20 protein-coding genes are annotated in these 23,413 nt (G+C 61.5%); 9 read left to right on the top strand and 11 right to left on the bottom strand.

Annotated features, from left to right (window positions below; genetic code table 11):
• Window positions 1-296: 296 nt before the first annotated feature.
• The 3 genes from AAF555_04825 to AAF555_04835 are packed head-to-tail and all read right to left on the bottom strand — an operon-like array spanning window position 297 to window position 5,660.
• On the bottom strand, window positions 297-3,527 hold the full coding sequence (locus AAF555_04825) for an error-prone DNA polymerase (GenBank protein ID MEM6910887.1): 3,231 nt from the start codon (window positions 3,525-3,527) through the stop codon (window positions 297-299).
• Between the two features lie 28 nt (window positions 3,528-3,555).
• On the bottom strand, window positions 3,556-5,022 hold the full coding sequence (locus AAF555_04830) for a DNA polymerase Y family protein (protein ID MEM6910888.1): 1,467 nt from the start codon (window positions 5,020-5,022) through the stop codon (window positions 3,556-3,558).
• Entirely contained in the window at window positions 5,019-5,660 is a 642-nt protein-coding gene (locus tag AAF555_04835) for a hypothetical protein (GenBank protein MEM6910889.1), read from the bottom strand. The genes AAF555_04830 and AAF555_04835 overlap by 4 nt, the downstream gene beginning before the upstream one ends.
• 153 nt (window positions 5,661-5,813) lie before the next feature.
• On the opposite strand from AAF555_04835, the gene rpmB reads away from it, so the two are divergent.
• Window positions 5,814-6,077, top strand: coding sequence for a 50S ribosomal protein L28 (gene rpmB / locus AAF555_04840; protein MEM6910890.1), 264 nt, complete (start codon window positions 5,814-5,816; stop codon window positions 6,075-6,077).
• 74 nt (window positions 6,078-6,151) lie between these two features.
• A complete protein-coding gene (locus AAF555_04845) occupies window positions 6,152-6,352 on the top strand; it encodes a hypothetical protein (GenBank protein ID MEM6910891.1) in 201 nt (66 codons plus the stop codon).
• 111 nt (window positions 6,353-6,463) lie between these two features.
• On the opposite strand, the gene AAF555_04850 is transcribed toward AAF555_04845, so the two are convergent.
• Together AAF555_04850 and ruvA are read right to left on the bottom strand one after the other, a co-directional pair.
• Window positions 6,464-7,744 carry a hypothetical protein gene (locus AAF555_04850; protein ID MEM6910892.1) on the bottom strand — a complete coding sequence of 427 codons (1,281 nt, stop codon included), beginning with the start codon at window positions 7,742-7,744 and terminating at the stop codon, window positions 6,464-6,466.
• Window positions 7,744-8,340, bottom strand: a complete 597-nt coding sequence (gene ruvA / locus AAF555_04855) for a Holliday junction branch migration protein RuvA (protein ID MEM6910893.1) — start codon at window positions 8,338-8,340, stop codon at window positions 7,744-7,746. The genes AAF555_04850 and ruvA overlap by 1 nt, the downstream gene beginning before the upstream one ends.
• 39 nt (window positions 8,341-8,379) lie before the next feature.
• On the opposite strand from ruvA, the gene AAF555_04860 reads away from it, so the two are divergent.
• Window positions 8,380-8,970, top strand: a complete 591-nt coding sequence (locus tag AAF555_04860; protein ID MEM6910894.1) for a hypothetical protein — start codon at window positions 8,380-8,382, stop codon at window positions 8,968-8,970.
• A gap of 208 nt (window positions 8,971-9,178) precedes the next feature.
• Here AAF555_04860 and AAF555_04865 read toward each other — a convergent pair whose 3' ends face one another.
• On the bottom strand, window positions 9,179-11,395 hold the full coding sequence (locus AAF555_04865) for a cation:proton antiporter (protein ID MEM6910895.1): 2,217 nt from the start codon (window positions 11,393-11,395) through the stop codon (window positions 9,179-9,181).
• Window positions 11,396-11,611: 216 nt separating this feature from the next.
• Between AAF555_04865 and AAF555_04870 the strand changes: the two genes are divergently transcribed.
• Complete coding sequence (locus AAF555_04870; protein MEM6910896.1) at window positions 11,612-11,932, top strand: hypothetical protein; 321 nt, start codon at window positions 11,612-11,614, stop codon at window positions 11,930-11,932.
• A gap of 149 nt (window positions 11,933-12,081) precedes the next feature.
• Here AAF555_04870 and AAF555_04875 read toward each other — a convergent pair whose 3' ends face one another.
• Window positions 12,082-13,374: an aspartate aminotransferase family protein gene (locus AAF555_04875; GenBank protein MEM6910897.1), complete on the bottom strand. Its 1,293-nt coding sequence runs from the start codon at window positions 13,372-13,374 to the stop codon at window positions 12,082-12,084.
• Between the two features lie 109 nt (window positions 13,375-13,483).
• On the opposite strand from AAF555_04875, the gene AAF555_04880 reads away from it, so the two are divergent.
• From AAF555_04880 to AAF555_04890, 3 genes are all read left to right on the top strand, one after another.
• Window positions 13,484-14,059 (top strand): hypothetical protein, encoded by a 576-nt coding sequence (locus tag AAF555_04880; protein MEM6910898.1) that lies wholly within the window; start codon window positions 13,484-13,486, stop codon window positions 14,057-14,059.
• A gap of 67 nt (window positions 14,060-14,126) precedes the next feature.
• On the top strand, window positions 14,127-14,798 hold the full coding sequence (locus tag AAF555_04885) for an SDR family NAD(P)-dependent oxidoreductase (GenBank protein ID MEM6910899.1): 672 nt from the start codon (window positions 14,127-14,129) through the stop codon (window positions 14,796-14,798).
• A gap of 54 nt (window positions 14,799-14,852) precedes the next feature.
• Window positions 14,853-15,356, top strand: coding sequence for a hypothetical protein (locus AAF555_04890; GenBank protein MEM6910900.1), 504 nt, complete (start codon window positions 14,853-14,855; stop codon window positions 15,354-15,356).
• A gap of 258 nt (window positions 15,357-15,614) precedes the next feature.
• Here the strand turns inward: AAF555_04890 and AAF555_04895 are convergent, their stop codons facing one another.
• The 3 genes from AAF555_04895 to rsgA form a co-directional block, all read right to left on the bottom strand.
• Window positions 15,615-16,415, bottom strand: a complete 801-nt coding sequence (locus tag AAF555_04895) for a hypothetical protein (protein ID MEM6910901.1) — start codon at window positions 16,413-16,415, stop codon at window positions 15,615-15,617.
• Between the two features lie 80 nt (window positions 16,416-16,495).
• Window positions 16,496-17,503 carry a UDP-glucose 4-epimerase GalE gene (gene galE / locus AAF555_04900; protein MEM6910902.1) on the bottom strand — a complete coding sequence of 336 codons (1,008 nt, stop codon included), beginning with the start codon at window positions 17,501-17,503 and terminating at the stop codon, window positions 16,496-16,498.
• 69 nt (window positions 17,504-17,572) lie between these two features.
• Window positions 17,573-18,691: a ribosome small subunit-dependent GTPase A gene (gene rsgA / locus AAF555_04905; protein MEM6910903.1), complete on the bottom strand. Its 1,119-nt coding sequence runs from the start codon at window positions 18,689-18,691 to the stop codon at window positions 17,573-17,575.
• Window positions 18,692-18,817: 126 nt separating this feature from the next.
• On the opposite strand from rsgA, the gene AAF555_04910 reads away from it, so the two are divergent.
• Window positions 18,818-20,824 carry a SpoIIE family protein phosphatase gene (locus tag AAF555_04910; protein MEM6910904.1) on the top strand — a complete coding sequence of 669 codons (2,007 nt, stop codon included), beginning with the start codon at window positions 18,818-18,820 and terminating at the stop codon, window positions 20,822-20,824.
• A gap of 123 nt (window positions 20,825-20,947) precedes the next feature.
• On the top strand, window positions 20,948-22,135 hold the full coding sequence (locus AAF555_04915) for a hypothetical protein (GenBank protein ID MEM6910905.1): 1,188 nt from the start codon (window positions 20,948-20,950) through the stop codon (window positions 22,133-22,135).
• Between the two features lie 682 nt (window positions 22,136-22,817).
• On the opposite strand, the gene AAF555_04920 is transcribed toward AAF555_04915, so the two are convergent.
• The gene (locus AAF555_04920) at window positions 22,818-23,333 is read right to left on the bottom strand and encodes a hypothetical protein (protein MEM6910906.1); all 516 of its coding nucleotides are present in this window, start codon (window positions 23,331-23,333) and stop codon (window positions 22,818-22,820) included.
• Between the last annotated feature and the right edge of the window lie 80 nt (window positions 23,334-23,413).

The raw sequence follows: 23,413 nt of genomic DNA on the forward strand, positions 1-23,413 counted from the left end.
ATACCAAGCTGCAGAATTGGCTGGTAGAATGGCCGAGTGGATTTCGGGCCAGACCAAGGCGCGACGAGGGCGCGGTGCAGGCACCGTAACCGAGGAGCAACGCTGGGCTGGCTCGAAAGACTCCGGCTCTTCCTTCCCCGCGCTTCAGCGCCTCTTCCCCACAACACCTCCCCTCCATTCTTCCAGTGAATTCTGGAGCTTGGTATAAAAGGGTAGCCCAGCGCCTCTTAGAAAAATCCCAGGGGAACCATCTGCAAATCACCCTCCCTCCGACCCAGGCCCTGGCAAGGCGGGTATCAATGAAAATCGTGGCTCGGTGCCGCCACCAAGCCTTCCTGCGGCAAGCCCTCCAAACTCTCCGCGTAAAGGGAAACCACCTCGCCTTCTCCCACTTGCACCCGCCCAGTGATCCAGAGAAACGGCTCCCGCGTGATGGTGAGCCGGTTAGCCTGGTAGGTCTTCTTGGGCACAAAGACATTCGCGAGTCCGCTCTCGTCCTCTAAAGAAAGGAAACAATGTCCCTTGGCCGTGCCAGGGCGCTGGCGACAAATCACCATCCCCACCATCTCCACGCGCCGTCCATGCGGCTCTCGCAGCAGCTCCTCCGCTCGCAGGGCTCGGCGGGAAAGCGCTTGCCAGCTCCTCGACTGGCCCGCCATGCGACGCCAAATCGTCATAGGGTGCGGCCCCGTGGTGTGAGACATGGTAGCAAAGTCGGCCGCCAAACGCTCTCCTGGGCTCATCTCGGCCAAAGGCGACTCCTCCACCGCAGACGCCATCGGCCTGGCCGCAAACAAGCCCTTCATCAAAGGCAGCTCCGCCTGCCAAAGCGCTTGCCGCCGATGCTCCACCCGCGGCAAATCATTGCAGGCCCCGGACTCCGCTAAAATGCGTCGCTCCTTCTTGCTGGGCCGGACCCGCGCCAGAAAATCGCTCAATGAAACAAAGGGCCGCGCTTCTCGTTCTCTCAGCAATCGATCACTCGTCTTCTGGGCCAGCCCCTTCAGCCGGCTCAGCCCCAATCGGATTTGTCGATCCTCTACCACCGTCGTCTCCCCCGCACTGGCCACCACCGACACCGGCCGCACCCGCAAGCCCCGCTTCTTGGCATCTCGGATCAGAGTGGCCGGGGCATAAAAGCCCATCGGCTGATTGTTCAAAAGGGCCGCATAAAAAGCCGCTGGACGATGCACCTTCAGCCAACAGGAGGCATACGCCAGGAGCCCAAAAGAAATCGCATGGCTCTCAGGAAAGCCATAGAGAGCGAAAGACTGGATGGAATGCACCACCTTGTCTTGCACCTCCTCGGTGATGCGCTTGGCCGTCATCCCCGCGCGCAACTTGGCGATCACGCGCTGCATCCGCTCATCCGAGCGCTTGAAAGACATGGCGCGGCGCAGCTCATCCGCCTCGCTCCCGGTGAAGTCCGCGATCAGCATCCCCATTTGCAAGATCTGCTCCTGAAAGAGCGGCACCCCGAGCGTCCGCTCGAGAGCCTGCTCGAAAGCCGGGTGGATGCAATCAATGGGCTCGCGCCCAGTCCGCCGGTTGAGGTAAGGATGCACCAAATCCCCCACGATCGGGCCGGGACGAATGATGGCCACCTCAATGCAAACATCATAAAACGTCCGTGGTCGCAGAATCGGGAGCGTGGCCATCTGCGCGCGGGATTCCACCTGAAAGGTGCCCACCGTATCCGCCTGGCACATCAACTCATAGGTGGCGGCATCGTCCTTCGGGAGCGTGCCCAAATCGACGGGTTCGCCCCGCTCGCGCGAAATCGTCAAGACATCCTCCATCACCGCCATCATCCCCAACCCCAGCAAATCCACCTTAACGATCCCCAAATCTTCACAATCGTCCTTATCCCACTGCACCACGGTCCGATTCGGCATGGCCGCCGGCTCCAAGGGCACCACCTGGTCCAAGCGCCCATGGGTGAACACCATCCCCCCCGAATGCTGCCCGAGATGGCGCGGCAGGCGCAAAACCTCTTGATACAGCCTCCGCAAAGGCAGGAACCGCACATCGCTTTTGGCCACACCGGACTGCACAAAAGTCTCTTCCAAACCGTCCACCAGCTGGCTGGGGTAGACCGCCTCCTTGGGGCTCTTCCCCGCCACCTCTCGCTGGGGATCTTCCGAGCGGGGGCTGGCAGAAATCTCCGAAAAACGGTTGGCCAGCTCCTCGGGGAAACCCAGCACCTTGCTCATCTCACGAAAAGCCGAACGTGGCTTGTAGGTGATGACATTGGCCGTCATGGCCGCGCCGTAGGGGGCATAGGTATCAAAGACATGTTGGATGACGCGCTCGCGCCGCTCCCCGGAAGGAAAATCGATATCGATATCCGGCCACGACTTTCGATTCTCCGAAAGAAAGCGCTCAAAGAGCAGCTGCTGCTCCATGGGATTCACATTGGTGATGCCCAAGGCATAACAGACCACCGAATTGGCAGCCGATCCCCGCCCTTGACAGAGAATCCCCTCCCCGCGGGCAAACTCCTTGATGCTCCAGACCACCAGAAAATAACCGGAAAAGCCCAAGCGCTCGATCAAGCTCAGCTCATGCGCCACCTGCTGGCGCAGCTGGGGCGTGGCCCGCGGGCAACGTTGCTTCAAGCCCCGCCAAGCCTCCTCCCGAAGACGGCCGATCTCCTCCGGCCGACTCAAACACCGCCCCGTCGCCGGATCTCGAAACGAAGGAAACTCATAGCCCAAATTCTCGAGCGTGAACTCCACCCTCTCTGCCAAACGCCCACTCTCGGCGAGCGCCTCTGGGAAATCCGCAAAGAGCGCCTCCATCTCCTCAGGCCCTTTCAGGGTGCGCTCCCCATTGCACTCCAAAAGACGCCCCGCCTCATCCAAGCGGGTGTGATGCCGCAGGCAAGTCAGCGCATCATGGAGAAAGCGCGCCTCCCGCTCGGCGAAAAGAGGCGCATTGCTCGCCATCACCGAAAGCCCCAGATGCTCCCCCAAATCCCGCAAAGCCCGCTCCACCCGCCGCTCCCCCCGCCTGCGATGCCGCACCACCTCCAAAACCACCTGCCCCACACCGAAACGCTCCACCAGCTGCCCGGCAAAGCGGAGCGCTTCCGCCTTCTTGTTGGCAGCCAGCAATCGAGAAAGTAGTCCCTCGCCATCCCCGCTCAGACAAACCACGCCTGCCAGCGCCTCCTCGGGCAGACTGAAAAAACTCGCGTAGTCCAGCCAAGCCACCTTTCGCTCAGGGGCCTCCAAATGGAGTCGAGTCTGCAAGCGCGAAAGATTCTGGTAGCCCTCCCTAGTCGCCGCCAAAAGGGGCAGGGACGTGCCATCGCAGAAATCGAGCGTCGTCCCGACCCAGGCCCGCAATCCCACCTCGGCCGCCGCTACCTGGACCCGCGCCGAGCCATAAAATCCCGCGTGATCACACACGGCCAGGCCCGGCATGCCGAGGGCCGCCGCCCGTCGCACCAAAGCCTCCGGCTGACTCGCCCCCCGCAGAAAAGAAAAAGCACTGCGCGCATGCCATTCCACAAAGCCACTCATCCTTGGCTCCTCTCCCTCTCAGCCATACTCAGCCATAGGCCCCCTCCACCCACCAGCGCGTCCCCCCCACTTGAGCCACTTTCAAAAGCGCGCCCGACTCCAGGGACACATCCCACTCCACCCGCTTCCACGCCTCCTGCCCCCACCAGTGTCCTGAGAGGAGAAAAGGCCCCCGCCGGGCAGTGATCGATCCAGCCCAAGGCCCACCCTGCAAAGCCAGCGGCCACGACAGCCCTCCTCGGCCCTCGGAAAACACCGTCACCCCGATAGGCGGGCGAAAACGGCGCAGCGGCAAGGGCAAAACCGCAGGAACCTCCCCTCCCCCCCTCCCGCTATGGAAAGGCTGCACCGCAAAATCCTCTGCCCGGTGGGAGCGAGCCGGCCTGGGGCGCCCCACTCGCTCCCGACCCACCAGGGACTGCAAATGGGCCAGCGTCTCGGTGAAGCGATTGCCATCCGCCAAGCCCCGGCGCATCCAATCCCGTTGCGCCTGAGACGCCTCCGTGGGGAGCACTTCCAGCGTCACCGCCTGGGTCGGCGCAGCGTGTTCCGCCCCCTCCAGGAAAGCCCGCAAAATCGCCATCAACCCCTCCAGCCCCGCGCTCGGATCGGCCACCCGGAGGCGACTCTCCTCAGCCCGTCCATCGATGAAATGCAAAGTCAGCACCAGCTCCCGAGCCACCCGCAGCATGGCCTGCAACCGCCCGACGAGCGTCTCCAGCAAACGATGAAGCACAAAGAATAGAGGCTCCAGTTGGGTGACCGGCTCCTCCAGCTCGAAGCTCTCCAAAAGCCGCTTCACAGGGCGATGCAATCGCAAGCGACGCCGCTCCCCATTGAGCACCGCATGCATCCTGCTCGCCTCCACGCCTAATCGATCCCTGACCGCAGCCCCCGCCAAGCGGGCAAACTCCCCCACGCGCCGCAGCCCCCAAGCCTCCCAGCGCTCCCGCCACTCCGGCCTAGCGCCCAGCGTCGCCAGCACACCCAGGGGCAAATCCCAAAGAGCCTCCACCTCCTCGACCACCTCCCGCCCGCTGACCGCCGCCAGCCACGCCGCTTCCGGAGTGGGCCCGATGGCCCGGCGCCAGAAAAGCGGAAACTCTGGCAGCGCCTCGAGCCACGCAGCCGGATCACGGCGCGCTTCTGGGATGGGAAACACATCCAGCAAAACCGTCGCCTCATCCGCCAGCTCCACATCCGCCGCCAAGTGCGTGGCTCGGCGCAGCAAGCTCTCGCGCATCCGCGCCTCCGCCTCCGGCACCCGCTCCCGCAGTTGCAGCGTGCGGCAGCGGGCCAGCGCGCGCGTCAAGGCCATGCCCGTCTCCACGCCCTCTCGCTGCGCCCGCGCATTGGCATAGAGCACAGGCACTCTCGGCCCCCCTTCGCGGAGCGATCCCGGGGCCAGCATGGCACAAGGCTGCCCGTCCAAATCCGGCTCCTCCCAGAGCGCCACCTGCAGGGGCAATTGCGGCACATGCAGCGCCGCGATCATCGCGCCACCTCCTTGCCGCGCTCCCCCACCCGGACCTGCGCGTGCAACTCCCCCGGGAAACGATCCAAATCCTCCAACGTAAAGCAATCGGGCAAAACGCGCCGTTGCCGGGCTCCCGCCACCACCGCCTCCGAACTCAAAACCACCAGCGCCACCCCCGAAGTCTGGGCCAAAATCCTCAAGCGATGCCAAGAACTCGCAGCCACGCCTCGCAAGGCCTCGCGATCATTGCCCGCGATGTCCAGCACCACCAAAGGCAGATTTCCATCGCGCAGCAAAAGATCCGCCGCCCGCAGCGTCTCCCCCACCTCCCGGCAGCGAACCCACAGCACCCGATCACAGCTGGCCGCCCCGTAGGACTCAGGATCAAAGGAATCCGTCCCATCGATGAGCGCCAGAGGCACCTCCGGCGAAATGCCAACCTCCTCCCCCCTCCGCAAAAGATCCGCCACCACCAGCGCGATGCCACTGCCCGGCCCCTCCGCCACCAGCTCCGTCACCTCCCCGCGAGGGAAGACCGGCGCCTCCGTGGCCGTCAACGGAGCCGCAAACTTCACCACCGCCTGCGCCCCAAACCGGTCGCAAAGAGCCGCTCTCAGCGAACCCAACTTGTCCTTGGAAGAAGTCGCCACGTTCATAACAGCGCGAAGACCAATAACGTTCACTTGAACAGTATTTGCAAGCCAAAAATTGGCCCTTCCCGCCTGGAAAGCGCTGCCATTTGTCCTTGACCCTCGGGGAAACGCGGATACATCTTCCGCCCCTCTTTCCAGAAACCGAGGTTCCTATCCATGTCACGTGTTTGCAGCATCACCGGAAGTCGCATCACCAGCGGTCGCAAAATTCACCGCAGTGGTCTCGCGAAGAAAAAAGGCGGCATCGGCATGCACGTCACCAAAACGGTCAAGCGCCAGTTCCAGCCCAATCTCCAGACCAAGCGCATCTGGGTGCCCGAGCTAAACAAGTATGTCCGTGTCAAATTGAGTGCCCGCGCCCTCAAAACCATCTCCAAGAACGGCGCCTACGTTACCCTGAAAGGGGCTGGCCTCATCTAACTCTCTGGGTCGCGCGGTGTCTCCTCGCCGCACGGCCTTCCTGCACACCCCGTCTGTAACACCAACCTGAACTCATGGCCTACTCCGTCAAAAGCAAGAAATCCGGAAAAGACTACTACCTCCACTGCCGCGAACAAAAACGCGCCAATGGCAAAGTGACCAAACTGTTCTTCTTCGCCGGAGAGCAAAAAGACGGCGTCCTCGATGCCCTCCCCGATGGCTACACCGTCATCGAAAACGAGCGGACCGGCCTTCCTTTCCTCAAGCGAAAGTAAGCACGGCGCGCGCGCCCGAGACTCCCCTTTGCAGCCCCTACAGCCGCCTTGGTATCGACCGAGGCGGCTTTCTTTTTGTCTCCTCCCCAGCCCGGCTCACCCCTCACTCGCTCACTCGAACACGCACGGCACGAGAATGCCGTCCCGCATCCCATGGATCACCTTCTTGTCCGCCGGGACGATCGTCGCCAGCACCCCCCCTAAGACCAGCCCCGCTCCCGTCCGGAAATAATAAGGGCACAGCCGGGCCCGCCCCTCCATCTCACGGATCTCCTTGGTCTCGGGATCGAAGTAAGGATGGCGTAGACGCTTGGCCTTATGGAATTGCTGGAGGAGCCAGGGACCCTGGGGAAACTCCCGGATGGCCCGGTCGAGCGCGGCCGCCCACTCCCGCTGCGAAAGATCGCTCCCCACAAAAACCCCCCGACTCCCCCAAGCCTCCTCGCTGAAGCCACTCACCTTCAAAACCAGTTCCCGCTCCTTTTGGGTGAACCCAGCCAAATCCCGCCAATCTTGCACCTCCAACCCCGGAAGGACCGCATGATGGGGGAGGGGCGTCGGATCCACCACCCACCCCCTCGGCACCATCGCCCGCAGCTTCTCAAAATGAGAAGCCCGCATCTCCCGCTCCCAAAGCGGCTCCAGCGGCTTGGCCCAGAGAAGCGCCAGCCAAAGCTTCTCCTCCAAATGCGGTTTGAAAGGCGCGGTCACCTCCGCCTGCCCGGCCTGCAAGCGCTCCACCAAGCGGGCCACCGCCGGCAGCTGGGGAAGGTCAAACAGCTCGAAAAACCGGTAGACCCGCTCCGCTTGCCCGCCGGACTCCGCCGGCACCACCTCCACCCCCTCCACCTGGGAAGCCAACCAAGTCATCTCCGGTCGGTAATCGGCACTCTCCTGGGACAGCCAGATCTCTCCGCCCTCGGGAAAAAGAGCACCAAAGCCCTCCCGCATGCCATCGAGGCCGCCCACCACCTCCGGGAAACCCGCTTTCGCGTAAACCTGGTTCAGCCAAGCGAGGATCCCGAGCCCCCCCGGCACGCTGTCTAACTCCGTCATGGCCAAGCCCTCCTCCGTCCAGAGCAAGTCCGGCCGGAGCACCTCGGGCAGCGCCTCGCGCTGGCTGCGATGGTTGGCTAAGCGCAGAAGCTCCTCCGGCTTGCCCGCCTCCAGGTAGCGGGCCAGCCAACCCGGGGCCGAACCCTTGCGGGAGCGATAGTAAAGAGAATCGGCCGCCTTGACAAAGCGCTCCAGCCGATCGCCCAAAGCGCGAATCTCCTTCCCCAGCTTGGGGGGCAAACGGAGCGGCTCGGGGGACCCCAGCCAATCGCTCCCCGCGAAGAGCCCCCCCTCCGGACGGGCCGCCTCCAGCGCCTCCCAACTCAGCCCGCTCATCACCTGTTGAGCGTGCGCAGCGCCTCCCGGAGCAGCTCATCGGAGGACCACTGGCTGTCGCCCTGTTGCAGCTTCTGGACCGCCTTGTGGGCATCGGCCTGCTTGTAGCCCAGGGAAATGAGCGCTAGAACGGCATCGCCCCCCGCCGTCTCCCCACCTTGGCCCGTCCCTCCGGTCTGCTCCCAGACCGCCGCCACGCCCAGCTTATCCTTGAGCTCCAGAATGATTCGCTCGGCCGTCTTCTTGCCGAGCCCGCTGATGCGCGCCAGGGCCGCGGCCTCGTTTTGCACCACATTCTGTTTGAACTCCTCGACTCGCATCCCGCTCAAAATGGCCAGGGCCAGCTTGGGCCCCACCCCGGAAACCCGATTGAGCAGCAACTGGAAAAGATCGCGCTCCTCGGCGCGACGGAATCCATAAAGAGCCTGCTCATTCTCCCGCACATGAAAATGGGTCAGCACCGTCACCGCCTGCCCGGCCGGCACATCATCAAAGGTCCCCAAAGGCACCGCCACCGCATAGCCGATCCCGCCCACCTTCACGACCAAGCGATCGGGAAAATTCTCCACCACCGTGCCTTCGAGAAATGCGATCATGCTAACATTGCCACCTTGGTTCGGTCGCGGACTCGTTCTATGCTGGCCCCCGCCATGATGGTCAACGTCAAAGCACTCCTCCTGCTCTTTCTTGCTGGCAGCCTCTCGGCTGAAGAACCGGCCCTCTGGCTGGAACCGCGTTTTGAAGGATCGCCCGTCACCTTCCCCCTACCCGACGCCCAAAACACCCTCCTGACCGCAGGGCACTTGGCGGCCGATCGCCTCCGCCCCCTCCCGAGCGAGCCCGAAGACCGCGCCCGCCATCTCCGCAGCGCGCAGCGGCTCGTGAGCCAGCTTCACAGAAGACTCGAGCCCGAATTGATGCGGGACGAGCAAGGCGTGGTGCAATACGTCCTCTACCGCTCCGAGCACCCCCTGACCCACGCCCTCCTTCTGGACCCGGGCCTCGGGGAACGAGTCGCCCCTTGGTTGGGCGATACCGTCTACGCCGCCTGCCCGGACCGCTTCGCGCTCTATCTTTTCCCCGAGCTGGCCCATCGCCTGGCCGAACTCAGCCCGCAACTGGCCGCCCTCTACCAAGAAGCCGTCTTTCCCGCGAGCAACGAAATCTTCCGCCTCAGCCGTGGCCAGCTCCGTGCCATCGGGACCTTCGCAGCCGGAGCCCCCTGATTCATACCGAGCTGCAGAATTAGCTGGTAGAATGGCCGAGTGGATTTCGGGCCAGACCAGGGCGCGACGAGGGCGCGGTGCAGGCACCGTAAGCGAGGAGCAACGCAGGGCTGGCTCGAAAGACTCCGGCTCTCCCTTCCCCGCGCTTCAGCGCCTCTTCCCCACAACACCTCCCCTCCATTCTACCAGTGAATTCTGGAGGTTGGTATCAGACCAGCTGCAAAACCTCCTCAATGGACTCGGCCCGCTCAAGACTCGCGAGGTGGCTCTGCTGACGGCAACAGCGGGCAATCTCCGCCAAGGTATTCAAGTGCCCCTGGGCATCGCCCTGGGGACTGATGACAAAAATCACCATCCGGATCTGATTCTCCTTCCCCATCACAGACAGCCCCCTTTCCAGACGGAAGAAGTAAGCCATGCGATCTTCGATCCGGCTGGAGTAAAGGTGGAGAAAGGCCAAGCCCTTCCCCAGCACCGAGGGGAAAGACTTCTCCTGCGCTTGCAGCGTCGCCACCGTGTCCTCCACCGAAAGCGCGGGCAGGTCTTGGGCGGCCACCTCCACGATCCGTCGATAGAGCCCATCGAGATCTTCGGCTTCGATTCGCCGGTAGCCCCCATTCTGGAAACCACGTCGCAAGAAACCATCCGAGCGATGCAAGACCAAAACGCGGTCCTCGCTTTTCAAGCTCTCTCCCAGCTCCTTGCCCGCCCGCAGGGGCAGGCCCTTGCCCCCACGGAAAATCATCAAAGGCAAACCGGGCAGAAGCGGCGGGGACCCCGGGTTCACCTTGCCCACCGTGATGACCTCGAGAGAAGCCTCTCTCCGATCCAGCTCTCCCGCGATGACGGAGGGACGGGCCAGCTCCACAAAAACATCTCCCGTATTGTCCTCCGTCTTCTCGGGCGACTCGAGCGAAAGGCTGGTGCCCGGAGCCGTCCCGGAGGAGACGGGAGAAGCGGCCGGTCGCCAACCAAAGCTCTCGTAGCGGCCCAACTTGGCCCCCCATTGGGACCTCACCAGGCGATTGAGTTCCGCGTTGTCAGTCAAAGAAAGAACCTGCGCCACTCCCTGGAAAAGCTCGCTCTCCATCAGCTCGTCCACCTCCAGGGCATCCCCCTGGACCACGGTCAAGCCGTCCTCCTTGGCGTAGCCCACGAAGCGGGAATTGGAATCGATTAAAAGCACCGGGACCTCCAAGTGCTTCTGCAAAAGCGCCGCCAAGCGACGAGCGAAAAGGTGCGCCCCCACCAGCAGCCACCCGGTTGGCTGCGGCTTCTTGAGACCCAGCCCACGCGCCACCCAGCCAGCCGAAAAGCCTTGCAGAACCACGGTCGTGCAAATGACTGAGTAGGTGAAGGTCTCGAGAAACTGGGGATCGCCAATCGGCTCCTCCTGCGCTCCCAGGGACAGCGCAAAAAGAGACGCCATGGAAGCCGCCACGATTCCCCGCGGCGCCACCCAGGAGAGAAAAATCTTCTCTCGCAGATTCAAGCCCGCTCCCATCGTCGAAAGAAAGACATTCGCCGGACGGACCGCCAAAATCAGAAGCGCCAGGGCCGCCAAGCCAGGCCAGCCGAATTCCAGGAACTGCCGCCACTCCAAGCGCGCCACCAAAAGGATGAAAAGCATCCCGATCAGCAAATCAGTGATCTCCGCCTTGAAGGCCCGGATCTCTTTCAGCTCAATCGGTTGCTTCCAACCAATGACCAGCCCAGCCAAGGTCACCGAAAGCAGACCTGACTCCGGGAGAAAGGCTTCCGAAATGCCAAAAAGCAAGATCCCCGAAGCCAGGGCAAAGGCATTCACCATCTTCTCGGGCACCCAGCGCTTCCAGATGGCCGCTTGGATGAGCCAGCCCCCTCCCCAACCCACGGCCGCGCCCAACAAAACGCGCAGCAGGAAATTCAGGAGAGCCTGGCCGCCCTGCCCGCCCACGATCCACTCGAAGCAGAGGATGGCGATGAAAACGCCGATGGCATCGATCAAAACCCCCTCCCAATGCAAAATGCTCGCGACCCGCGGCGCAGCCTGAATCCGTTTCAGTAAAGGGACAATGACCGTGGGACCGGTCACGATCACCAGGCTCCCCGCCAAAAGAGCGAAAGCCGGCTCGGTGCGGAAAATCAGCCACACCACCAGCGCCCCACCCAGCCAAGTCACCAGGACCCCGATCGTCAACAGGCGTCGGATGGCCCGGGAAGAAGCGGCGAACTCCCGCAGATTGAGAGTCAGCCCGCCCTCGAACAGAATGATGCCCACCGCCAGCGAAACGACCGCCGGAAAGACCGACCCCAAGCTCTCTGGCTGCACCCACCCCAGCCCCTGCGGGCCGAGGAGAAAGCCGCCCGCGAGCAAGGTCACGATGGTGGGGAGATTCATCCGCCGACTCACCACCGTCAGGAGCACCCCAGTGCCTGCAGCCAAAGAGACTGAAACGAGAGCTTCGTGCGCGCTTGCCATGAACTGTTACCAAAAACGCCTCCCATGGACGGTCTGGCCGCCCTTGGCTAGCGTCATTTTTCGGCCGCGCCGACACCAGTAGCGGCAAGTTGACGCTGGATGTCGCAAATTTGACAAAATTTTAGGGAAATACCGAAAACAAATCGCCCGAAGCCCCCTCCTGTGCTAGCGTCACCGTCTATGGCTACTACAAGAAGAACTCGGTTCTCACGGCGGGTTCCCGATCATGTGACCGATGAGTTGGTGGTGGTTCTTTCTGAACCAAATTCTTACGAGTTCAACGAGCTGTTTGGACTCGTCTACGAAAATCTCAAGAAGCGAAATGCCGTCAGCGGAGGAGAAGAAATGCTCCGCCTGCGCGCCTACGAAAAGCTTCAGAATCTCGTGACTCGGGGTTTGGTTGAGAAGGAAATGAAGCGGTATCGAGGCCTGGAGCGCATCAAAGAAGCTTCCAGCGAAGCCATCGCCAAAAAACAAGCAGCCGCCCAAGCGGCTTCCTAATTCCCGAAAACCCGATCCTAGAAACCCATTTGAAAGGCCCTCCTCGGAGGGCCTTTTTCGTGGCTCTTTCGTGCAGCAAACGCTCCCAAAAGAGGGTTATCCCCACTTAACCTTCCCTCCATTCTACCAGTGAATTCTGGAGCTTGGTATTACCCCTCGTCGGAAGCTTGCAGCAGAAGCTCCTTCAGCTGGGCGATGCTGTAGTCGATCTCCTCATCGCCGATCGCAAAAGGCGGGACCAATTCCAAGACCCTCCCCGTCTCGCCTCCGCCAAGGGCAATCAAACCGCGCGCGAGCGCCCCGGAGGCGATCGGACCGAGCGCTTGCTGGCACTCGATTCCCCAGAGCAAGCCTCGCCCGCGGATCTCTTTCACCGGCAAGTCCGCTGCCCGGAGGGAGGCCTCCAGCTTCCGCCCCCGTTCCCCCACCAGCGAACGGACCGACCCGTCCGCGTGTTGGCTGAGGGCGGCCAAGGCCATAGCGCAGCCCAGAGGATGGCCTAAAAACGTGCTGGTGTGGAGCGCTTCCCCATCGCTCTCCGGCCAAGCGTCCATGATCTCCGAGCGCCCAATACAGGCGGAAAGCGGAAAGCCCCCCGTCAGGGCCTTGCCCACGCAGAGAAGATCCGGGTAGGCCGGCGCTTCCCACTCGCAGGCAAAAAGGCGCCCCGTCCGATGAAAGCCTACAAAAATCTCATCGTAAATCAGGACCGCTCCGAAGGCATCCGCCACCTCCCGCAGCATCCCCAGGAACCCGGCCGGTGGGATGCGCACCCCACCCCGACCTTGGATCGGCTCCACCAGAATGGCCCCGACCTCCCCCGACTGGAGGGCCAACGTCAATTCCGCCCGGACCGCCGTCAGCTCATCCGGGCAGCAGGGAAAAGGCACCCGCTGACCCCAGGAACCCAACTGCTTGGCGAACGGTCGAGCAAATTTGGGGAAGGACCCAGCCCCTAGCGTCCCGTAGCCCAGGCCATGGTAGCCTCCTTCAAAGGTCACCACGCCCGGCTTTCCCGTGGCCAGGACCGCCGTCTTCAAAGCGGTCTCCACCGCCTCGAAGCCCGAACTGGAAAGGACCGATTTGGCAGGTCCCAGGCCCCAGCGCTCATAAGTCATCTGGCTGAGTCGCTCCAATAGCTCCACCTTGAGGGCCGGCGGATGGACATCACCCATACCGTGGAGCAGCCGCTCCGCTTGCCCGGACAAAGCTTGCCCGATCGCCTCATTGCGATGCCCCAGCCCGGCCACCGCGAAGGCCGACGACCAATCGAGAAAGCGATTTCCATCCACGTCCCAAACATTCACCCCTTCCGCCCGCTCCCAAAAAATGGGGAAATCAGAGGAAAGAAAGGTCACGTTTCGCGACTCCACTCTCCGGAGCCGTTCGCTCAGTCGCAGCGATTCCGGTCCCGGAATGGACGTCCGCAGTTCGGGCAGCATAAGCGCAAAATGCCAAGACGCCCCCCAGACACAAACAAGAAACCCAGCAACTCACTTGACCCTTTCCTGCTAATATGTTAGCAGGAAAGAAGCTCCAATAAAATCCCTTATGAAACTCCTCCTCGCCTTCCTTCTGGTTGCCGGTGCCCCTTTCCCTTCGGCCCAGGCCGATGGCCTGACCGGCGCGGTCAACCAGGCCGTCCGACTCTTTCAAGCGGGAGAAATCGACCTCGCTGAAGCTCGCTTCCGCCAAATCCTTGAAGTCGCTCCCAATCATCCCCAAGCCCGCTACTACCTTCTGGAAATTCAGGGAAATCGGGATCGCTTTCAGAAAAACCGCATCCAGACGGCCCTGGAGAGGGTCATTTTGCCAAAGGTGGATCTGGTGGACACCACCCCTACGGAAGCGGTCGAAGCCCTCCGGCTCCTTGTGGAACAGCAAACTCAAGGACGTTTCGTGCCCAACATTGTCGTGCGGACCCCGCCTGAGGGCATCGCGCCCTTCAGCTTCAAACTGAACCAAGTTCCCGCCAGCTTTGTGCTGGAATACATCGCCAATTTCAGCCGCTTGCGGATTCGCTACGAGCAGCATGCCGTGGTCCTCAGCCCCCCGGCCGGAGTCACCCTGGAAAAGCCCATCGAAGCTCAGGCTGAGCCCGAACTCTTCGATCCTTTCCGTAAGTAAGCGAGTGAGTCTCTGAGAAACGAGACACTTTCCTTTCCCTCCCAAAAAAAGTCGTCAAGGGTGGTCTGTGGCGGATTCTCCCAGTGCCCAGGCCCCCTTGGCGATCCTTACCGGCGGACAAGGAGACCTCGCGCAAGCCACCCGTGGGCAGTTGCAGGCCCAAGGCTGGAAGGTCGAGGCCCCCGGGCGCGAGGAACTCGACGTGCTCTCAAGCGAGTCCACCCAGCGTTACTTTGAGCCACGCCCGGCCGTCGACTTGTTGATTTGCTTCGCGGGCGTCGCGGAAAACCGATTGCTCGCTCGCCAGAACCCGGCCGCTTGGCAGCACGTGATCGATACCAATCTGCGCGGAGCCATGTGGGCGGCCCGCGCCGTCTCCCGCGGCATGGCCCGCAGACGAAACGGCACCATTCTCTTCATCGGCAGCCAAGCCGCCCTGGACGGCCCCATCGGCCAGAGCGCCTACGCCGCCGCCAAAGCCGGACTCCACGGGCTGGCCAAATCGCTGGCCGCCGAACTGGGCCCTCGCAATGTCCGTGTCAACGTCGTCCATCCGGGCTGGCTCGAGACCAAAATGACCGCCGCTCTCCCCCAGCCAGTGAAAGAGGCCGCCCAGCGGGCTCACGCCTTGGGCCGATTCACCCCCGTCTCGGAAGCCGCCCGCTTTCTGGCCGCCCTCCCCAGCTTCGCCACCATTTCTGGGCAAATCTTTCACCTCGACAGCCGCCTCCACCGCTGAACGCCCTCTGTGTAGGAGGTTTTCAAAAAGAACCAGACCTGATACAATGGCACCATGTCCGAGGAAAAAATCGAGAGCCCCTTTGATCTCGTCGCCCCCCCACCGGGAGCGGCTCCTCGGGCCCCGGGGCCTGAGGGACCCCTGCCCATCCGGCCCATCGCCACGCCCAGTCACCAAGAGGCCAATCCTTTTCTGGAAAGCTCCCACTTGCCGACTCCGCGTGCGCAAAGCTCTTCCTCCGAGGCCGAGCGAGCCGCCTCCGAACAGCCCTTGGCCTTCACTTGCCCGGCCTGCCGAGAATGGATCGTCATCGATCACCCGGTCGGCTACCATGGCGAGCCCGCCCCCTGCCCTCACTGCCACGTTCTCGTGAGCGGGCCCTGCCTTGCGACCGAGACCAGCGCCCCCGCCGAAGCCTCCGCCTCTTCCAAACCAGACAAATTCCGCCCGGATCGGGACCGGGCCCAATTCCAGTTTGTGAAGCGCCCTGTCGACCCCACTCGCCCCCCGCTCGACAGCCCTTCCCGTCGCCGGCCCTTCAATCCAGACGCCTATTAGCTCCTCCCGTTATACCAAGCTGCAGAATTGGCTGGTAGAATGGCCGAGTGGATTTCGGGCCAGACCAAGGCGCGACGAGGGCGCGGTGCAGGCACCGCAACCGAGGAGCAACGCAGGGCTGGCTCCAAAGACTCCGGCTCTTCCTTCCCCGCGCTTCAGCGCCTCTTCCCCACTCCGCCTTCCCTCCATTCTAACAGTGAATTCTGGAGGTTGGTATTAGCAGGCGCCCCCCAAAATCGAAAATAAGGCAGCGTCCTCTCAAGGCCTCCAATCCCTCAAAAAAGCCTGATCCTCCGCAGAGAGTTGGCTGAAAGGAATCTCCACTCGCTGGCCTGAAACCAAGACCACGACCGCGGTATCGGTCTTGTCCAGGAGTTGAGCAGAGATGGTCACTCCGGCGCGATTGGTCAGGTCCCGCACCGTCCGCTGCGCCAAGCCGAAGTCGGAGCCTCCTCCTTGGCCGGCCTCCATTCGTTGGCTTTCGGGCGGGCTTTCCTTGCGGATCTTCCGCAGGTCGTGGGACTCATGGAAGAGGAGGATGCGGTCGAGATTGAAGTTCTTGGAGCGACCCGAGACCGTCAGCCGATAGGTCTGGCCGGCCTTCAGTTGGTAGACCGCGAAATACTGCTGATGGTCCACATCCAAGCGCTGCGCCCAACCCCACCCTTCCTCGGCCCCGCCGAAAAACTTGTTTTCGCTTCGCAGGATGCGGGACGAGGCCTCCCCACCCGGCTCGAAATCGCCCGAGAGTTCAATGTAGCAATCATTAGAGAGGTCCTCTCGCTTGGTCTCGAGTCGCTTGTGGGCCCGCATCACCAAGGTGTAGCGGCCCTCGGTCGAAATCTGAAAGTCATACCGAAGGGGCGACTTGGGGGGACCGCTCTCGATCTCATTGCCGGTGAACTCGAGATGTCCCGACCCCAGGTAATCGGGAACCTCTGTCTTCAACTTCCAGGAGCCCAGCCTGGAGCTGGTCGACTCCGCCTCCATCACCACGAGGCCGCCCGCTTCCAGAAACGCTCCACCTCCCCAACTTCGGTCGGAGACAAAAAGAATCACCCCAAAGAGAAGCCCCCCAACCATCTGCCGGCGGGAAAAGACGCGGGGTGTTCTGCTTAGCTTCATTGATTTCTTGTCGGCTACTTGAGAAAACGCCCCTGGCCCTCTCCACTCTTCATCCAATTCCAGGCGGACTCGATGGAGCTGCGCACGTCGCGGTGCTGGGCCACCCAGCCGAGCACTTTCTTGGCCTTGGACGGATCGGCCACCAAGCGAGGGGGATCGCCCGCACGACGCTCTCCATACTCCAGCGGCACCTTCTGGCCGGTGACCGCCTCGGCCTTTTCAATGATTTCTTTGACCGAAACTCCCTCCCCGGTTCCCACATTCACGGCCGTCGTCTGGCCGCCTTGGCTCAAGTAAGCGAAGGCCCGCAAGTGCGCGTCGGCCAGATCGTCGACATGGATGTAGTCCCGGATGCAGGTGCCATCGGGCGTGGGGTAGTCCGTGCCAAAGACCGTGATCTTATCCCGTTCTCCCCGGATGGCCATCAGCACGAGCGGGATGAGGTGGGTCTCTGGATCGTGGTCCTCGCCGATTTTTCCATCGGCCGCCGCTCCGCAGGCATTGAAATAGCGCAGAAAGACACTCTTGAGCCCGAAGGCCCGATCGCAGTCTTTCAAAACCCACTCCAGCATGAGCTTGCTTCGTCCGTAGGGATTGATGGGGTCTTGCTTCAAGTCTTCGGTGATGGGGATCCGCTCCGGTTCGCCGTAGGTCGCGCAGGTGGAAGAAAAGATGAACTGGCGGCAGCCATGCTTTTCCATGGCCCGCAGGAGCGTGAGGGGGGCGGCCGTGTTGTTCTGGTAATACTTGATTGGGTCGGTGACCGATTCCCCCACATAGGCGAAGGCCGCGAAGTGGATGACACAAGCGATCGGGCCTTGCGCAAAGATCGACTCGATCAAACGGGCATCGGACATGTCCCCCAAAACCAGCTCCACCCCTTCGTCTACAATCGCCCCCTCGTGCCCGTAAGCTAGGTTGTCCAAAACCACCACTTGGTAGCCAGCTGCGGCCAACTGACGAACCGTGTGGGAACCGATGTAGCCGGCCCCGCCCGTGACCAAGACTCTTTCTTTTGCCATGCCCGCACCCAACCAAGTGCCAGGGCCCTGTCAATCCAGAGCTGCCCGAATTGCAGAGCGAGAGGCCGCTCAATCCTCCAGCTCGCTCAACGGGTCATAGAACCGATCCCCCGGGTTCCTGGCCTCAATTTTTTTCTCCCGTTTCATAACGCGCTCGAAATTGCTCTTCCAACGGGCCTGTCGCTTTTGCAAAAGAGCGATCTCGTCCTCCAGGGCGAGGTAGTTCTCATAGCGCTCAGGGGAAAGTTCTCCCTGGGCGATGGCGGCCTCAATCCGACAACCCGCGTCCCCTTGGTGACGGCAATCGCGAAAACGGCACTCGGCCGCGAGCACTTCCAGGTCCTGGAAGGCCTCTCGCAAAGTCTCCTCGTCGGTCCAGAGCTGCACTTCTCGGATCCCAGGGTTGTCGATCAAGACCCCGCCTCCTTTCAACGGCAAAAGAAAGCGTCGGGTGGTCGTATGACGCCCCTTCCCGGTCGCCTCACTCACCTCGCCGATCGCTTGGCGCGCTTCTCCTAAGAGTCGATTGACGAGCGAGGACTTCCCCACGCCCGAGGAGCCCACCAAGGTGAACACTCTTCCCGGACCCAGCTGCCGACGAAAGGCCTCCAGCCCCTCGCCCGTGACCGCACTCACCGAAAGCACCCGCTCGGGCGCCCCCAAGAGGGTTTGGAGCTCGGCGACCCGATGAGCCTGCCTTTCCTCCGCCACCAAATCCGCCTTATTGACCCAAATCCAAGGCTGGCACCCTCCCCGTGCGGCCAACATCAGGAAGCGTTCGATCCTCCGGGGATTGAAATCGACCTCCGCGTCGGTCACGATCACCACCGCATCGACATTGGCAGCGATCACCTGCTCCTCCGTGCCCCGGCCGGGCACTTTGCGAGAGAAACGAGAACGCCGAGCAAGCCGCGCCACCACCCGCCAGCCCACTCTCTCCGCATCGGGCGCTTCCTTAAGCAGAACCCAATCGCCGACCGCCGGGAGATCGGCCTGGACTTGGGCTTCGTGAAAGAGGCGCCCCGCCAGCTCGGCTTCCGTCCAGACTCCTTCCTGCAAGAGCACCTCGTAGCTGATCCCGAGGTCGCCCGTCACCAGAGCCGGCACCACCGTTTGGCCCTGGGAACGCTTCCGGAACTCGCGCTCCAGCGCATCGTTCCAGCCCAGATCTTCCAGCGCGGTCGGCATAAGAGGCATTTCACCCGAAGCCCTCCTGGGCATCGGGCACGAATTGATCCTTTCAACCTTCGCCACCTCGTGTCAAACTCCCACCTCAGGTCGCCCGCGACCTCTGTTTTCCCGATCCAAGCTCCCATGTCAGCGCGCATTGCTTCGCAGGAATTCCTTCATCCACTTTTAGACCAAGCCAATATTGGCCGCATCGAACTCCATCCCTCGGATGGCACCATTCGCTTTGTCAGCAGTGCCATTGGCCATTGGCTGGATGGGGCCCCGGAATCGTTCGTAGGCCGCCGGTTGACCGACTACGTGGTGGAGGAACTGCGAGGGGATCACCAACGAGTGCTTGAGCGGATCGCCGCCGGAGAAGAAATCCGCTTCTACGAAAGCATTTACCAAGGAGCGGACGAAGTGCGCATACCGCTCGCGATCGATGGGAGACTGGAGGCTTCGGAAGACGAGCCGTCCATCCAGCTCTACCTCCGCCCGGAAGACATGATTTCTTCCCAATTTAGCGACTCCGCCCAACCAGCCGCTCCCAAGACAGAAAACGTCTCCCTCCGCCACGAGCGCTACACCCTGGCTCTCCGGGCTTCCAACGAAGGGATCTGGGATTGGAACCTCGAAACCGATGAGATTTATTTCTCCGATCGCATCCGCAGCTTCCTGGAAGTGGAGGACGAGGAAATGCCCAATATCTTCACCAACCTCAAGGCCTGGGTCCATCCGGACTACTACGCGCTCGTCCACTCCCAACTCACGCAATACCTCCGGGACGCTCGGGAAACCCCGACCCTCGACATCGAAGCCCGCTTTCAGCGCAAGAGTGGCGACTACATTTGGCTGCGGATGAGCGCCATTGGCGTTTGGGATGAGCAAGACCGCCCCTTGCGGCTGGCTGGCTCGATGATCAATATCAGCCCTCGCAAAACCATCGAAGAAGCCCTTCAGGAAGAGCGGCACCTGCTGCGCACCCTCATCGATAACATCCCCGTCCACGTCTACTTCAAAGACAAAGACTCGAAATTCACCCTCGCTAATCAAAGCCAAGCCGAACTACTCGGTCGCAGCCGGCCTCAGGAAGTGATTGGGAAAAGCGATGCCGACTTCTTCAGCGAACAGCACCAAAAGATCGCCCTCGCTGACGAAACCAAAATCATGCGCACAGGGCAACCGCTCGTCCGCAAACTAGAACGCCTCACCTACGCCGGATCGAAGCAGGATGAGGTCAGTTGGATGATGACGAGCAAGATGCCCCTCTTCGACAAGGCGGGCACCATCCGAGGGACCTTCGGCGTCTCCAACGACGTGACCGAACTGGTGGAAACCCAGCGCAAATTGCAAGAGGCCAGCTCCAAATTGGAGGCGAAAAACGAGTCCATGCAGGAGGAATTCGCCCTCGCTCGCGAGCTCCAGATCGCGCTCTTGCCGCAGGAGATGCCCACCATCCGCTTTGGCGAACAAAGCTCCACCCTCTGCCTCACGCAGCGCTTTCTTCCCACGACCGCGGTCGCCGGCGACATCTTCCACATCGTGCCCATCAGCCCCACCCAAGTGGGGGTGCTCGTCTGCGATGTCATGGGACACGGAGTCCGCGCCGCCATGGTCGGCGCCATCCTGCGAGGCATCATTGAGGAAAAGCGGGACCTCTCCCAAAATCCCGGCCAGCTCATTCACCACCTGAATCAGCGCCTGGTGCGCGTCTTTCGGGATGCCGACATCACCATGATGGCGACCGCTTGCTACACCCTGATCGATACCGAGCGTCGCTCCCTCATCGTGACGAGCGCCGGGCACCCCATGCCACTCTCCTTCAAACGGGAAGAGCAAACCTGCCAACCTCTGGGAGAGGACAGTGATTTTCAAGCCGGACCTGCGCTCGGCTTGGTGGGAGACACCTCTTACGACACCCTCGAGTGCTCCATGGACACCATCAACGGGCTCCTCCTCTACACCGATGGCATCGCAGAGGTCGAGAATGAAGCGGGCGAATTCTTTGGCGAAGGCGCCATGCAAAAAACCATTGGGGATCTCATGCGAGAGCCCAAACTCGAATTGGTGGATCGCCTCCTGGTCGTCGCACAAGAGTTTTCCGGCCGGAAGGACTTTGATGACGATGTCACCCTCATCGCCATCGAGTAATACCAAACTGCCGGATAAGGTGGTAGAGCGGCCGCCCCACTTCCCTCCCCGGCCATCATTCCGAGGGAATACCCGAGACTCTCGCTGATTCGTATCACCCACGATTCACTCGTTACAAAATACATGACCACCGCTACCGCCCCTCAACCTCTTGTCTTCGATCCCGCCCAGCGAACCTTCCCCCCCTTCGATCTCGCTCGACTCCTCGGCTCCGTCTTCGAACCGACGGAAGGCTGCAAAGTCTGCATTCTGATCGACTTGGAAGCGCCCGCCACCGAGTTCGCCGGACACGCTTACCTGGAAAATCCAGACTACGCCATCCAGCGCAAGGCCTACGAAGTCTTCTACCACGGGCTGCGGGATGGCGTCATGAAAGAGCTTGGTCTGCACGGCGGGGAAATGTTCGCCTACGAAATGACCCACGGCTCCAACCTCGACCTGAAGGACGCCGTCTGGGACATCGAGGGCAATCAACTCTCCTTCGACCAAGATCTCTACCCGGACTACGACCTGATTCTGTGCGTCTCCACCTTCTCAGCGACCGCCCCCCTGACTGCAAAGGCCAAACAATTCGGCTTCCGCGGGGCCACCATGCATGGGGTCAATGATGTCATTTTGAATACAGGCCTGGCCGTCGATTATCGGGACGTCAGCCGGGACGCCGAAAAACTCCGCTTGGCCCTCAGCAACGCCGACACCATCGAAATCGACTTCTCCTTGGAGGATGGCAAGGTTCTCACCGCCTCCCTCGACCTCAACGGTCAAGACGCCCAGAAATCCCATGGTCTCTGTCACGGCCGGACACCCGACATCGCCAACCTCCCGGCCGGAGAAGTCTACTTCGTCCCCGTGGATGCCAATGGCCAGTTTCCCATGAAGTATGAAGATGGCACCCTCGGTGTCTTGGAAGTGCGGGATCGCAACATCATCCACTCCACCCTCATTGAGGGGAACCAGGAAACCATCGACGCGCACAACCAACGGCTCGCCGATGACCCCATGACGGGAACCTTGGGCGAACTCGGATTCGGAACCCAGGTTCTCCCCGTCTCAGGCGCGGACATCCAAGACGAAAAAGTTCTTGGCACCTGTCACTTGGCCACGGGTCGCGATGACCACCTCGGGGGCGACATCGTTCCCGAAATGTTCAAGAAGCACGAAAACAGCACCCACGACGACATCCTCTTCGCCCCCCACAAAACGCCGAATTTTGATCTCAAACAAGTTCGCATGAAGCGCGGAGACCAAGAAGAAGTGCTCATCGAACACTTCCGTCCCAGCGAATACCTGATCGCCGCTCTCCAAAACTAGAAGCGGTCTCGCAAATAGAAGTCGTGGAGGAATAGGGCAGAGAAACAATAGGATATCGCGAAGACCATCCCAGCAGAAGACCCCCGAAAACTACAGTAGCAAGCTTTCCCCGGTGGCCCGCGACGTCCCCGGCGCGGTGGGGGAGACTTCTTCTACAGGGTGCAGTTCATCCCCAAGTGATAGGTAGCCGGAAAGGCCGTGGGTAGGTGACTGGTTTACGAATTAGCTCATCGCACCCGCCGCGCCGGGGACGTCGCGGCCCACCGATACTAGGCGGTTTCAAAAAGCGGTCTCCATGAATAGAAATCGTCCTATTTATGAGACCGCTTCTAGCCACCTCATACCAAGCTGCAGAATTGGCTGGTAGAATGGCCGAGTGAATTTCGGGCCAGACCAAGGCGCGACGAGGGCGCGGTGCAGGCACCGCAACCGAGGAGCAACGCAGGGCTGGCTCGAAAGACTCCCGCTCTTCCTACCCCGCGCTTCAGCGCCTCTTCCCCTCACCACCTTCCCTCCATTCTTCCAGTGAATTCTGGAGCTTGGTATAAAGCGGGTGGCGAAAGCGCGAGAGGCTTTGCTTGCCCCCCGCACTTTTCTGTTTCCCGGAACCTTCCCAAGCGAACACAAAAAAGCCTGCATTCGAAAATCGAATGCAGGCTTTGGGTGAAGGTTACAAAAAGGTTCAGCCAGCCGAATAGGGCAGGGAGGAATCTTGTAGGAAGATCAAAACCCTTCCGTCTTCCATCTTCACATACCCTTTGGAATACTCGACCTTGGTCTCGGTTCCATCAGGGCCTGTGAAGTAGTAGTGGCCCATCGCGATCGCGATGTTGCCCTGCATGCTCACGGTGTGGTTGTCGAAGCGAACATTCGACCACGGCTTGAGCGCGAAGCCCTTGTCCTCAGCATAGCTGTCATTCCCCGAAACGAAGTAGCTCAATGCTCCTTCGAGATCAGGGCGGAAGGGCGTTTCCGCGGCCAAGGTGGGCTTGAACTGAATGGCTCCCAGTTCGAAGGCGTAGGCTGCGGTAGCGGCTTCTTCAGCGACTTTCGGAGCATCTTCTCCAGCGGCCCCGATGGCCACGACGGCATCACCCCACATTTTCTGGGCCGCCTTCACATCTTCAGCAGTGATGGCGGGTCCTTCAGGGAGGGAAGTGACGTGAGGAGCGAGGTCCGCTTTCAGCGAGAACGGCACAGCCAAAAGGGCTGCGAGGGATAACGATTTTTGGATTAGGTTGTTATTGCGCATGGCACCCTTGATACGACACGCGCGGC

It is taken from the genome of Verrucomicrobiota bacterium (assembly GCA_039027815.1).
Classification (GTDB): Bacteria; Verrucomicrobiota; Verrucomicrobiia; order Verrucomicrobiales; family JBCCJK01; genus JBCCJK01.